At 64.2% G+C, this 14,082-nt stretch carries 6 protein-coding genes; 2 read left to right on the top strand and 4 right to left on the bottom strand.

The genetic code is table 11. From position 1 onward, the window contains the following. Positions 1–21 precede the first annotated feature (21 nt). The 4 genes from DD559_RS05455 to DD559_RS05440 all read right to left on the bottom strand — a co-directional run bounded on the left by DD559_RS05455 (position 22) and on the right by DD559_RS05440 (position 9,444). Positions 22–3,102, bottom strand: coding sequence for a TonB-dependent receptor domain-containing protein (locus DD559_RS05455; RefSeq protein WP_116468287.1), 3,081 nt, complete (start codon positions 3,100–3,102; stop codon positions 22–24). A 658-nt stretch (positions 3,103–3,760) separates the two neighbouring features. Continuing rightward, a complete protein-coding gene (locus tag DD559_RS05450; RefSeq protein ID WP_116470736.1) occupies positions 3,761–5,152 on the bottom strand; it encodes an NAD-dependent succinate-semialdehyde dehydrogenase in 1,392 nt (463 codons plus the stop codon). A 105-nt stretch (positions 5,153–5,257) separates the two neighbouring features. Further along, entirely contained in the window at positions 5,258–7,021 is a 1,764-nt protein-coding gene (locus DD559_RS05445) for a DUF885 domain-containing protein (RefSeq protein WP_116468286.1), read from the bottom strand. A 47-nt stretch (positions 7,022–7,068) separates the two neighbouring features. Beyond that, on the bottom strand, positions 7,069–9,444 hold the full coding sequence (locus DD559_RS05440) for a glycoside hydrolase family 127 protein (protein ID WP_116468285.1): 2,376 nt from the start codon (positions 9,442–9,444) through the stop codon (positions 7,069–7,071). 126 nt (positions 9,445–9,570) lie between these two features. On the opposite strand from DD559_RS05440, the gene DD559_RS05435 reads away from it, so the two are divergent. Together DD559_RS05435 and DD559_RS05430 are read left to right on the top strand one after the other, a co-directional pair. Beyond that, positions 9,571–12,330, top strand: a complete 2,760-nt coding sequence (locus tag DD559_RS05435) for a DUF5695 domain-containing protein (RefSeq protein WP_116468284.1) — start codon at positions 9,571–9,573, stop codon at positions 12,328–12,330. Positions 12,331–12,581: 251 nt separating this feature from the next. Beyond that, entirely contained in the window at positions 12,582–14,081 is a 1,500-nt protein-coding gene (locus DD559_RS05430; protein WP_116468283.1) for an OprO/OprP family phosphate-selective porin, read from the top strand. Position 14,082 lies beyond the last annotated feature (1 nt).

The raw sequence follows: 14,082 nt of genomic DNA, 5'->3' as shown, positions 1-14,082 counted from the left end.
GTTTTGGTCAACGCTGTGCGTTCAGAAGTTGACGTTCACGCCTGCGCTGAAGTTGCGGCCGACGAGACCGGCATAGTGCCAGCTGCTCAGATAGTTGGGGTTGCTGGTATAGGCACCCGCTGCCAGCGGCGCGCGGGCATCGGTCAGGTTCTGGACGTTGACGAAGAACCGGAACTGCTCGTTCACCTTCACCGCGGCGTTCAGGTCGACATAGATGAACGGGCGGATGAAGCACTGGCGGGTCTTGTCGACGCCGTCCGGCACGGGAGCCAGGTTGTTCTTGCACGACAGGTCGATTACGCCGGTTGTTTTGTCGGCCGCGATGCGATCGGCTGCGACCTGCTTGATCCGACCGACATAATAGGTCGTCGCCGTGAGCGAGAGCTTGCCCATTTCGAGGCTGTTCTGCCAGTTGCCACGGATGCGCGGCGTGCCGCCACCCGAAGACAGCCGGTACGGCCCAAGCGTACCTGCATATTTCTGCACCACGCCCTCCGGGGTCACCAGATCGAGGCGAAGCACGCGCGTGACGTCGAGGCGGCTGATCAGGCGCACATTGTCGGACAGGCGCAGGTTGGCGCTTGCCTGCATGTCGATGCCCGAACTTACCTGATAGTTGGCGTTGACGTAGGGGACATCATACACCAGCAGGCGCGGCAGCGCGTTTGGGTTGACCGGATCCGGCGCATCGATGACGCGGCAGGCATAGCCCGGCCCCACTGCGGCGAGCGCGGCGCAGCCATCGACCGCGTTGGTCTTGCTGTAATAGGCGTCGACGGCCTTGGGACCCAGCGGGCCGCTGACAATCAGATGCGATTTCTTGATATTGTAATAGTCGACGGTCAGGTTCAGCCAGCGCGTCGGCTTCAACATCGTGCCGACCGTGATGCTGCGCGACACTTCCGGCAGGATGTTCGGGTTACCCTGGGAGCCGCTGCCGATATTGTACGTGGTGGTGTAGGCAGGATTGCCCGGATGGGCGAGGACGAACGCCGATTTCGGATCCAGCGTAAGGGACGAGAAGCCGGCATAGCTGCTGGCCGGATTGTTTTCCGCGAAGGTCGGTGCGCGGAAACCCTGCGAGTAGGTAGCGCGGAACGAGACCTGCTCGATCGGCGTGTATTTCACGCCCACCTTGGGCGAGAAGTGGCTGTAGCCCTGCGAGTAATGGTCGTAGCGGCCCGACACATTGAGGTCGATCGCGCGCGTGAACGGCGCGTCGATTTCGAAGAAGCCGGCGGTAACGGTCTGGCGGCCCTGGGCCGACGAGGTGTTCATGCCGTAATAGGCCAGATCGAAATTCGCGTTGCGGTTCATCAGCGTTTCGCGACGGATCTGGAAGCCGGCGCCCACGTTGAGGTCCCCACCCGGCAGTTCCATCATCGACTTGATGAGCGAGCCACCGATCGTCGCCACCGTCGAATAGGACGGGGTGGTGCGATCCGGCGATACCTGATTGCGCACCGCCGCGCTGTTCTGTTCCGGATTGACGAAATTGTAGGCGCCGGTGTTGATCGCGTTGATCAGGCCCTGGATGTTGATGAAGCCGCGTTGCGTGACGCTGAGATTGTCACGGGCATAGACGCCGTTCAGGCGGAAGCGGAAACCGTTGCCGAGATCGCCCGAAATACCCGCGGTCGCGCGGTACACGTCGACAGCGCGGAAGCTGCCGGCCGGGATGTCGCCGAACAGATAATAGATGCGCGCGGCGCCTTCGGCAGGTGTGCCTGCGGCGTCGGCAGCAGCAGCGTAGGGGTTATTGGGGTTCACCCGCCGGTCCGCCGCGGTGGCGCAGTTCACGCCGGCGGCGCAGACATAGACCGGCAGCACGATGCCGGGATTGTTGGACGCAATCGCCGCGGAGCCGCCGAACGGCTGGGTCTGGCGGATGCCTGCAGGCGTGCCCGTGATCGTGACTTCGGAACGCGAATAGCTGCCCGAGGCAAAGGCCTCCCAATTGTCGGCCAGGCGCACGGTTAGGCGAGCGGTCGTCGAATAGCGCTGCTGCTTCGGCTGGATGATCGAATATTCATCCGGAAGGTTATGGGCGCAGCCGGTGCCCTGTGCTGCACCCGAAGTCACGGTGAAGGTGCCGAAGGGGCAGCCGTTCGGGTTGAGCAGCTGATACTGGTTGCTGAGCGGCGCACCGACCTGACCGGCCAGGGGATTGTTGAGGTCGGTCTGCCGCACGCGGGTGACGACCGCCTGCGGGTTGGGGGTCACCAGCGATTCGTCGTTGAGGTTCTGGTCCTTCAGGCCGCTCGGACGCAGGTCCAGCGTGTTGAACGGATAACCGCGCGAATGGTTGGTGATGAACCCGTCATAGGTGTATTCACCGTTGACATAGAAGTTCCAGCCCTTCTCGCGATAGTCGCCCACGCCGGCGGTCAGCGTCGCCCGGTAGTGCGAACCGTCGCCATGGCCCGTGGTGCCACCCTGCACCGAGCCCGAAACGCCCTGGACGTTCTTCTTGCTGATGAGGTTGACCACACCACCAATCGCATCCGCCCCATAGGTGGAGGAGGCGCCGTCCTTCAGCACTTCGATGCGATCGATGGTGCTGAACGGAATCGAGTTCAGGTCGACATAGGCGTTGTGGCCGTCGTCGTTGAGCGGAAAGTTCGCCGAGCGCAGGCCATCGATAAGCACGACGGTGGACGAAACGCCCAGGCCGCGAAGCGATACGGCGGCACCGCCGGCCGAGAAGCCGTTGCGGAAGCCGGTCGAAATCGAGCCGGCGCTGTCGGCCGAAACCGAGCGGATCGCGTCCTGCGCGGTGGTGATGTTGGCCCGCTGCAGCGTCGCAGCGCTGAGCACGGTCACGGGCGAGATCGAGGAGGCGTTGGAATCGCGGAACAGCGTTCCGGTGACGACGATCGCGGTGCCCTGGCCAGCGTCGGGTTGCGCTGCGGGTGCGGCATCAGCCTGCCGATCCTGGCCTGTGGTCGCATCGGTCTGCTGCGACGCAACATCAGCATCGGCGGCAACGGCTCCCGTCATCGTCGACGGCACAGCGTCCTGCGCGTGCGCTGGGGCCACAATCGCGGTAAGCAACGCCGCCGTCGAGATCCCGTATCGCAGAGTTAAAAACGCGGAATTCATTAAAGTCACCAAGCCCTTCCCTTTAACGCAGCAGCGACTTTTCGTCGCTTGCACACCCCATGCCCGGGTGCTGCGATGGGCGCGCGCTATCATCGGCGACGTTAATGATCCTTTAAAAGGACCCGGAAGCTCAATGGATACTTCCGCAACATCATCCAGAAATTTCTCACTAAGCAGACCGATCTTCAATAAAACTAAGCAATACTTCTATGTTTCAGATATAGTATCGCAACTTTTTACAAAGTTTATCATTGATAACATTATAAGTTCAATGCCATTAAAAAATATGTATCATAAACATATCGTAAAATGATAAAATAATACCCATCATCTTCAAAAATATTACAACTATTCTGGACATTCAGAATAAAATGAAAAGAAATATATAATATATAAACTTCAACAATGTTGAATTTATTCTACCTTATAACGATAGTATACAATATTTACGCAAGATTACCGATCGCAATCGCGAACGATTTGACAGAAATTATGACATATTTGCATTCTACAATGTCACAGTATTTTGCATTGCAGATGGCATCCATTTCGCATTTGCAGCAATAAGCGAGGCACCGCCATTGCGCGGAGACGAAACGGTCCGGTTTCGAGCGGGGCTTTCCGCGATCTGAACGGCGGCGCCCCGCGTCCTTCGCGTTCAGAACGGCGCGTCGATATCGACGATGTCGATCAGCTTGTGGTTCACAAACTCGCGGATCCCCAGACCGAGCAGTTCCCGGCCATAGCCGGAACGGCGGATTCCGCCGAACGGCAGATCGGCCTTCACCATCGTCGGGTGATTGACGAACACCATCCCGGTCTCGATCCGCCGAGCCACCGCCGCGCCGCGTTCGGGATCGCAGGTGAACACCGAACCGCCGAGACCGAAGGGCGAATCATTGGCGATGCGGATCGCATCCTCCTCGTCGCGGGCACGGAACAGCATCGAAACCGGGCCGAAAAACTCCCAGTGCCGGGCAGGATTGCTGTCCCCCACGTCCGTCAGGATCACGGGCTGCACGAACGCGCCCTGGTTCGGCACGTCCGGGCCCACGGGCGTGGCGGTCGCGCCATGGGCGACGGCCTGGGCAACCATCGCCCGCACATCGTCCGCCGCCTTTTGCGAGGAGAGCGGCGCCAGCGTCGTCTCGGCATCGAACGGATCGCCCATGCGCAGCGCCGCCACGCCCTCCCGGTACCGCGCCAGGAAGCTGTCATAGAGTTCGTCGGCGATGATCATCCGCTTCGAGGAGACGCACACCTGCCCGCCATTCCAGTGGCGGCCGAACACCGCCCATCGCACGGTCTTTTCGAGGTCCGCGTCCTTCAGCACGACGAACGCATCGGCACCGCCCAGTTCCATCGTCGATTTCTTCAGCGCCTTGCCCGCGATCGCGGCCACCTGCGCGCCGGCCGCTTCCGACCCGGTAAGCGCCACCCCGTGCACGCGCGGATCGGCGAGGATCAGTTCGACCTGATCATGCGCGGCATAGAGGTTCAGGAACCCTCCTTCCGGCAGTCCCGCCTCGCGCATCAGCGCCTCGAACGCCGCTGCGCATTGCGGCACGTTCGAGGCGTGCTTCAACAGGATCGTGTTGCCGGCCGAAAGCTGCGGCGCGATGATCCGGGCGATCTGGTAATAGGGGAAATTCCACGGCTCGATCGCGAGCAGCACGCCCAGCGGATCGCACACCAGCACCGCCTGCCCCTCGGCCGGATCGGCCACCGGCAGCGGTTCCGGGGCGAGCAGCCGCTCGGCATTTTCCGCATAATAGTCGAAGATCGCGGCGGACAGTTCCACTTCCGCCTTCGCCTCGCCGATCAGCTTGCCCATTTCCAGCGTGAGCAGCGGGGCATATTTCTCCACGTCGCGGCGCAGGATCGCCGCCGCCGCCCGCATCACCGCCGCACGTTCGGCAAAACTGGCATCGCGCCAGCCGAGAAAGGCCCGATGCGCGCGATCGATCGCGGTGCGAACCTCGTCGTCGGTCGCCGTCGGAAAGGTCTTCAGCGTTTCGCCGGTATAGGGATTGGTGGTCGCGAAGGACATGCCGGGCTCCATGCTCGTGCCGCGCGGGGGCGGCGGATGCGGGTTTCCGGCATGTCATGCGCCGCGCGAGACCGCGGCTGAATTGGGGCTAGTACGGACTCCGGCCTATTCCTCGTCGGGATAGGGCCCCTTGCCGCCGTCCCGGATGAACTGGTCGGTGCGCAGGTCGATCACCGTCAGCGGCACGGATCCCAGCTGCAGCATCGCATCGTGCCAGGCACGGATGTTGAAGCGCCCGCCCAGTGCCTTTTCCGCCCGCGCCCGCGCGTCGAGCAGCGCCAGTTCGCCCATATAATAGCTCAGCGCCTGCCCCGGCCACGCGATGTAGCGATCGACTTCGGTCTCGATCTCGTGATTGCTCAGCGCCGTATTGTCGCGCAGGAACTGCTGCGCCTTCTCGCGACTCCAGCCGAGCGCGTGGATGCCGGTGTCGACCACCAGTCGCGACGCGCGCCACATCTGGTAGCTGAGCATCCCGAACCGGTCATAGGGCGTTTCGTACATGCCCATCTCGACGCCCAGCTTCTCCGAATAGAGCGCCCAGCCCTCGCCATAAGCGGAAAGATAGGTTTCGCGCCGGAACGCCGGCAGCTCCTTGTTCTCATTGGCGAGCGGCATCTGGAACGCATGGCCCGGCGCGCTTTCGTGCAGGGTCAGCGCGGTGAGCTGATAATTGGCCCGCGATTTCAGGTCATAGGTGTTGAGCAGATAGATGCCCGGCCCGCCCCGGCCGCTGGTGTAGAAGGGCGCGAGATCGGCCGGCACCGGCTTGATCGCGAACCGGCTGCGCGGCAGCCGGCCGAAATACTGGCTGGCCTTGCCATCGAAGGTCTTGGCGATCCAGGCGGCGTGCTCCAGCAATTCCTGCGGCGTCTTCGGGTAGAAGCGCGGATCGGTGCGCAGAAAGGTGAGGAAGGCGGTCAGATCGCCATCGAACTTCACCTCGCGCATCACCGCCAGCATCTCGGCGCGGATCTTCGCCACTTCCCGCACGCCGATCGCATGGACCTGCTCGGCGGTCATGTCGCGCGTCACATATTCGCGGATCTTGGAACGGTAATAGGCCTGGCCATCGGGCAGATCGGTGGCAGCCAGCGCCTTGCGCGCACCGGGCATATATTCCGTGCGGAGGAATTGCAGCAGCTTGGCGTGCGCCGGGATCACCGCCTCGCGTATCGCCGCCATCCCTTCGCGCCGCAGCGATTCCTGCACGGCGGCAGGGATCGCGGCCGGAAACTGCCGGAACGGCGCATAGAACAGATTGTCGTCGCCCGGCGCCTCCACCACCTGCGCCACGCCGATGTCGCGCCCGGCCAGGGTGATTTGCGGCGGCGTGAAGCCGCGCTGCAACCCGGCACGCATATTGGCGATGTTCTGATCGAAGTAGCGCGGCACGTCGCGCAGCGTCTTCAGATAGGCGCGGTAATCGGCCTCGCGCACGAACCGCCCGCGCGCCGCTTCCGCCACGTCGCTCCAGAAGCTGGTGTCCGAGGTGAGCGGCTTTTCATAATCGCGGAACCGTTGTTCGGCGAGCAGTGCATCGATCTGCCCCTTATAGACGAGGTAATCGATCCGCCCCTTGGCCGAAAGCTTGGCGGGATCGATCGCCGCCAGTTGCCGTGCCGTCTCGGTCCAGCGGGCAAGGCGCGCGGCCTGGGCGGCAGGGCCGGCATCGGGCAGGCCGCCGGCGGGGCCGTTGGGCGTATCCTCCCCCGGCCCCTGCTGCTGGCGGCGCCAGGCATATTCCGCTGTGTAGAGGGCCTTCAACCGTGCGTCGGCGGACATCGGCGTCCGCGCGGGCGGCGTGCCTGCAGCGGCAGGCGCGGCGAGCGCGAACAGGATCAGGGGCAGCAGGGGCTTGGCGTTCATCGATGCAGGCTCGCTCGCAGGAGGAGAAGGAGAGGACAGGCGTCAGGCTATCCGGACGTGCGTGCGGTGAACAGCACCACGCCGAACACCGGACCGGCGGTATCGCGATCCTTCGGCACGAACCGCACGCGGATCGATTGCTTGCCCTTGGTCAGCGCTTCCGGCAGCGGATATTCGACATCGAAGAACTTCCCCGGCCGATCGCTCTCCTCCAGATGCTGGGTCGCGATCTTCACATCGTCGACCAGAATGTCGAAAGCGCGGCTGCGCTCGCCGCCCCAATAGGTCGCCTGGAGCACCAGCGGGCCTTCGCGCGTCTTCAACCGGAAGTCGAACCAGCCGCCCGAGCGCGCATCCCGCCCCTGTCGCCCGCGATAGGCGACGGGGTAGGACGCACCGCCCGTGCGCAGATCATGATCGCGTTCCGGCTGCATCTCGCCCAGATGCATCACGTCCACCGCGCGCGCCTGCACGTCCTTCAGCCGTGCCTGCTCGGCGAAATAGGTAGCCTGCTCGGCCTTCCATGCGTTTTCGCCGAAGCGCTTGAAATAGACGGCACTGCGCCGATCCGCCTGGCGATAGAAGGGGACGAAACGCAGATCGCCGGGGCGCACCACCCCTTGGGTGGCATAGACGGCAGGCTCGGCCTCGGCACGGAATCCGGCGAGCAGATCCTGCCCCACCATCGCCGGGTCCGCCCCGTCCCACGGATCGGATGCCGCGCCCAGATCGCCCGCCAGCACCAGCGGCCCGTGCAGCACTGCCACGACCGAATCATCGCCCGGCGTCGCTTCCAGCCGGGGCTCCATCGGCAAGGTGATCGCCAGCGCGTCGCCCGGCTTCCATGCCCGTGCGACGATCGCATAGCCCTTGTCGAACATGGCGCCGGCCGGCTTGCCGTTGACCGTCACTACCGCCCGGCCCTTCGCCCATCCCGGCACGCGCAACGCGATGGCGAAGCGGCCCGGCTTGGCCAGCGCCGCCACCGTCAATGTCGCCGTGCCGCCGATCGGATAGCTGCCATCGAGCACCAGCCGCGCCCCTTGCGCCTTCCACGTCACCTCCGCCGGCACGTACAGGTTGACGAGGAACGTCCCTTCGCCTTCCCAGAACGCCGCTTCGCCATGCTTGGCATGGCTTTCCATGCCGGAGCCGACGCAGCACCAGAATTCCTCCCGATCGGGCTGCGCGAACTGGCGCACTGCCCCGCTCATCAGCGGCGTCATATAGGTGAAGCCGCCGGTCTTCGGATCCTGCGCCGCCATCACATGGTTCAGATGTGCCCGCTCGTAAAAGTCGAACAGCGACGCATCGGGCTTCCAGGCGAACAGATGTCGCGTCAACTTGAGCATGTTGTAGGTGTTGCAATGCTCGCACGTCTGATCGGTGATGTGCAGCGCAATGCTGTCCGGCGCGGCGAAATATTCGCGGTCGGCATTGCCGCCGATCACATAGCTGTGGTGCTGCGTCACCCGCTCCCAGAAGAACCGCGCTGCCGCGGCGTCGCCGCCATCGCCGGTCAGTTCGTGGATGCGCGCCAGCCCGATCAGCTTGGGCACCTGGGTATTGGCGTGGAAATTGGCGAGCTTGTCCTCCCCCGCCTTCAGCGGATCGAGCACCCGGTTGTCGTACAGCCGCTTCGCCACCACCATCCAGCGCGGATCGCGGGTGCGGGCATAAAGCTCGGCGAAGCTTTCGTTCAGCCCGCCATATTCGCAGCCCAGCACCTGCTGCATCCGATCGTCGTCGAGCGCAGCGAACACCCGTTCGAAATAGCTGGCCAGGCCCAGCGTCACCTGCAGCGCCTGGGGGTTGCCCCAGCCGACATGGACGTCGAGCAGCCCGGCGAACAGCTTGTGCACCGTATAGAGCGGCGACCAGGACCCGTTGAGATCGAACCCGCCGGACTTGATCTCCCCGCGCATGATCTCGCCGAAGATCGCCTCGCCATCGACGATCGTGCCGTCTGGCTGCTTGCGTCCCAGTGCACCGACATAGCCGGTGCCGCGCTTCGCCTGCGCCGCCGCCAGTTCGGCGACGATATAGTCCGCGCGACGACGCATCTCGGCATCGTCGGTCTGCTGCCAGGTGAGCACCAGCGCCGTGAGGTAGTGACCAAGCGTATGGCCCGCGATCGTATCGCTTTCCCAGCCGCCATAAATCGGCGCCTTCGGCTCCATTCCCGCATATTTGCGGAAGTTGTGCAGCAGCCTGTCGGGGCTGAGCGCCAGCAGGTAGCGATGGTTCAGCGCGACTGCATTGGCGAAGTCGGACGGGCGCAGCCGCAGCGCGGTAAGCGGCAGCGGCGTTAGCTTTGCAGGCAGCGCTGCGACCCCAGCCGCCCGGGCAAGCCCGATGCCGCCGCCGGCGGCGAGAAAGACACCGCTCGTACCCGCCAGCACTTCCCTGCGCGTTCTGTTCATTCGTCATCCCCTCGCATTATCGTATACGATCTACGAAGCTCTGCGCTGCCGGTCAACGCCGGATCACGCAACAATATACCGTATAATATCGTTGACGCGTTTCCGCCCCCATGATCTACAACGGGAATGCGCAAGCTTCGCTCGATTTTCCTCGCCGCCGTCGCCTTTGGCGGCATGACGATGCCGCTGGTGGCAGTGCCCGCTGCGCCCGGCGCAACCACCACCTTCCCGCCGGTGCACAGCACCGCCTTTCGTATCGGCGGCTTCGCGCTTGCCCTGCGCAGCGATACCCAGACGCTGGCACGGCTATCCCCCGTCACAGAACCCGCCTTCGATTTCGTGCCGGGCAACCGCGAGGCGGAGCGACAGGGCGATGGCTATGCCCATATCGGCGATATCGATGTGCGGCTGCGCAGCGCAGGCGGCGGCTGGCGGGATTTCGCATCCTGGCACCTCCGCCGGCCGATCCGGCTGCTCGCCACCGGCGGCAATGTGTTCGCAGCCGCGGATATCAGCGCCAGCATGGGGCCGGGCTTCCCGCTGCGAATCGAACGGCGCTGGCTGAACCAGGGCGGCGTGCCGGTGCTGCGCTTCCGGCTGGTGAACCCCACCGACAAGCCGATCGAGATCGGCGGCCTCGGCCTGCCGATGGTATTCGACAATATCATCCGCGATCGCACGCTCGAAACCGCCCATGCCCAGGCGAGCTTCGTCGACCCCTATATCGGCCGCGATGCCGGCTATCTTCAGGTCACGCGCCTGAACGGCAAGGGGCCGGCGCTGCTGGTGCTGCCCGATGGCCGCACCCCGCTCGAAGCCTATGCACCGCTCAAGACGCCGAAAGAGGCCGGCGCCGGCGCGGTGTTCACCGACAAGAGCCCGCGCAGCCAGGTCTCCGAAGGCTTTTACGACTGGACGATCGCGTCCAGGGGCTTTGCCGAGCAGGAATGGCGCGGCGCGGGCGAGCAATGGAACGTGCCGACCAGCTTCACCCTGGCCCCGGGCGCGGCGCGCAGCATCGGCGTGCGGCTGGTGCAGGCGCCGTCGATCCGTGGCATCCAGCCGGCGCTGGTCGCGCAGGGCCGCCCCGTCGCGCTGGGCGTGCCCGGCTATGTCGTGCCGAACGACCTCGAAGCCTCGCTTTTCCTCCGCTACCGGGCACCCGTCGCCCGAATCGACGTGGCACCGGCCGGCGCGATGACGGTCTCGGCAGCGGGAACGGTGAACGGCTGGCGCCGCTATGCGGTGCGCGGGCTGGGCTGGGGGCGCGCGCGGGTGACGATCACCTATGCCGATGGCACCGCGCAGACCGTCAGCTATTTCGTCACCAAGCCGCTCGAACAGACAATGGCCGATCTGGGCCGCTTCACCACGACGGAACAGTGGTTCGACGACGCGAACGATCCCTTCCATCGCGCGCCCGCGATCCTCAGCTACGACCGCGCGAGCGCGCGGATCCTCACCCAGGAGCCGCGTGTCTGGATCGCCGGGATGAGCGACGAAGGCGGTGCCGGCGGCTGGATCGCCGCCGTGATGAAGCAGCTCGACAATCCCGATGCGGGCGAGATCGCCAAGCTGGAAACCGTGATCGACCAGACGATCCTCGGCAAGCTGCAGGTCGCCGGGGGCGATCATGCCGGAGCCGTGAAGAAAAGCCTTTTCTATTACGATCCCGCCGCGTTCCACGGCTTCTACGATCCGGCATCCGACTGGTCGAGCTGGACCAGCTGGCCGAAGAAAGAGGCCGACGATCTCGGCCGCTCGTTCAACTATCCGCACGTCGCGCTCGGCTATTGGGTGCTCTACCGGCTCGCGCGCAACCACCCGGGGCTGGTGACGCATCACGATTGGCGCTGGTATCTCGACCATGCCCGCTGGACGATCGTGGCGATGATGCGCGACGCGCCCTACTACACCCAGTTCGGCCAGATGGAGGGCAACGTTTTTGTCGATATCCTTAACGCCCTGAAGCGCGAAGGACTGACGCAGCACGCCGCCCAGATCGAAGGCTTGATGAAGGGCCGCGCGGATCACTGGAAGGGCCTCGCCTATCCGTTCGGCAGCGAAATGGCCTGGGATTCGACCGGCCAGCCCGAAGTCTATGCCTGGATGCGCTATTTCGGCCATCCCAAACAGGCTGCGGAAACGGTGGAGGTGATCCTCGGCTATGATCCGCTGATCCCGCACTGGGGCTATAACGGCAATGCCCGGCGCTACTGGGATTTCTTGTACGGCGGCAAATATCCGCGCATCGAGCGCCAGATCCACCATTATGGCTCGACCAACAACGCGCTGCCGCTGTTCGAAGCGTTCCGCGCCGACCCCACCGACCTGCACCTGCTGCGCGTCGCCTATGGCGGGTTGATGGGCGGCATCACCAATATCGATCGCGATGGCTTCGGATCCGCCGCCTTCCACGCCTGGCCCGATCGGATGGCCTGGGATCCATATACCGGCGACTATGGCTCCGGCTTCTTCGCGCACGCCTATGCTGCCGCCACCTATCTGGTGCGGGATCCTGTGTTCGGCTGGCTCGGCTATGGCGGCAATGTGCGAACCGCTGCCGATGCAGTGACGATCGTTCCGAAAGACGGCGCCCGCAGCCGGCTGTTCGTGGCCCCGGCGGGGCTGTGGATCACACTGGAGGCGGGGAAGATCGCCTCGGCACGCTATCAGCCATCCACCGGCGTGGTGACGCTCACGCTCGATCCGCGCACCGCAACGACGCCGCGCGCCCTGCTGCGGCTGGAAAGAACCGTCGCCGGGCCGCGCTACGTCGTCGAGGCAGGTGCTCCCGAGCGCGGCGGAACGACGCTGCCGCTCACGGCGGCACCGCAGGAAATCAAGCTAGTAAAGTCCAGAACCGACAGCAAACCCGCCTTGTAACACCTAAGGAACTCTACCTATCCGAAAGACGGCAGTGCAAACCCATCGCTCGCCACAGTGTTTTCATTTATATATGATTTTCTTATATTTACTGAAAACACCTTACAAATGCATGCCTTCTTGGAGCCTGCTGCTCCACAAATATAGTGAACCGCTTTCTGCGGGGCGGAGTCCGGCCTGCGACTTCTTCGGCCTATAGTAGGGAAGATCGCTGGACACGGCGATCCCATCTCAATCATGTCGGGGAACTCATGAAAATCTCGCTGCTCGCGGGTGCGGCTGCGTCCGTGCTCGTTTTCGCTACGCCTACGCTCGCCCAGAGCGCACAGTCGGACCAGGCCGAGCTGATCAGGCTCCTGCGCGCGCAGACCGAAGAAATCGCCGCCCTCCGGGCCAGGCTCGATCGACTCGAAGGCCGCCAGCAGGCCGCACCGGCGGCGCAGGCGGTAACGCCTGCAACCACGCAGCAGGCACCGCAGGCACCGCGCACCCAAGTCGCCAACGACGACGGCGTGCCGGACTCCTTCGCCCCGCAGCTCGCCTCTGCGGATCTGGCCGACCAGACCGTCCAACAGGCCCGCTCGGCGCAGAATCTGTCCAACGTCACCACCGAATGGCGCGGGGGCCTGCCGATCTTCCGCTCGGCGGACGGCAAGTTCCTGTTCAAGATGCGCGGCCGCATGATCAACCACGTCAGTTCGACGTTCGGCTCGAAATATGGTGCGCGCAATGAAACCACCACCGGCGCCCGCGCGCTGCGCATCGGCATCGAAGGCGCGGTCGGCCCGCATTTCTTCTACCAGTTCGAAAACGACTTCGCCGACAACACCTCGGACGTCGGCACGATGTTCGTCGGCTGGCGGGACGACATTGGCAAGGTTTCCTACGACGTCCGCTTCGGCAACATGTTCAACGATCGCAGCTTCGAAGGTTCGGGCGGTTCGGACGCGCCGCCGTTCCTGGAGCGCAACGTCGTTGCCACCTCGATCATTCCACAGCGGGGCTTCTACGGCATCGCGCTCATGTCCCGCCTGTTCTGGGATCGCGGCCACGCATCCATCACGCTCAGCGGCGACAGCGTCGATGCCAGCCAGGGTATGAACGACGGCCGCACGGTGATGAGCCGCGTGCATTGGAACCCGTTCAAAACCGATCGCTCGATCGTCCATCTTGGCCTCTGGGGCTTTGATGAGTCGCTGTCCTCGCGCAGCCCGGGCACGCTTACCCGCAACACTGTGATCGGTGGCCGCTTCAACGGCAATCTTCGCGTGCAGACCGGCACGCTTGTCGGCGGCACCGGCACCACCGGCTATGGCGTCGAGGTGGGCGGCTATACCGGCCCCTTCTGGGTGATGGGCGAAGCAGGCAAGCGCAATGCGCACCTGAATGGCGGCCGGCCGGATTTCGAAAGCAAGGCGTGGAGCCTTTCCACCGGCTTCTTCGTCACCGGCGATCTACCGCCCTACAACCCGCGTCTCGGCACCTTCGCCCAACCGCGCGTGCTGCGGCCGGTGTTCGAAGGCGGCCCCGGCGCGATCGAGCTGCTCGCCCGCTACGAGAGCGTCGACTATTCGGGCCTGCCGACTGGCGGCAAGGGCACGGCGGCCACGATCGGCACCAACTGGTTCCTGGACAGCATCATCCGCGTCCAACTGAACCTGATCCAATGGAACACCAACAACCGCGCGGGCTCGTTTACCGGCAAGGATAATGGCCAGACGGTCACTGCCGGCGTCGGCATCACCTTCTGAT

The organism is Sphingomonas pokkalii (genome assembly GCF_003096275.1).
Lineage (GTDB): Bacteria > Pseudomonadota > Alphaproteobacteria > Sphingomonadales > Sphingomonadaceae > Sphingomonas > Sphingomonas pokkalii.
The sequence above is the reverse complement of the archived record's forward strand: the minus strand, read 5'-3'. Positions and strand labels throughout refer to the sequence as shown.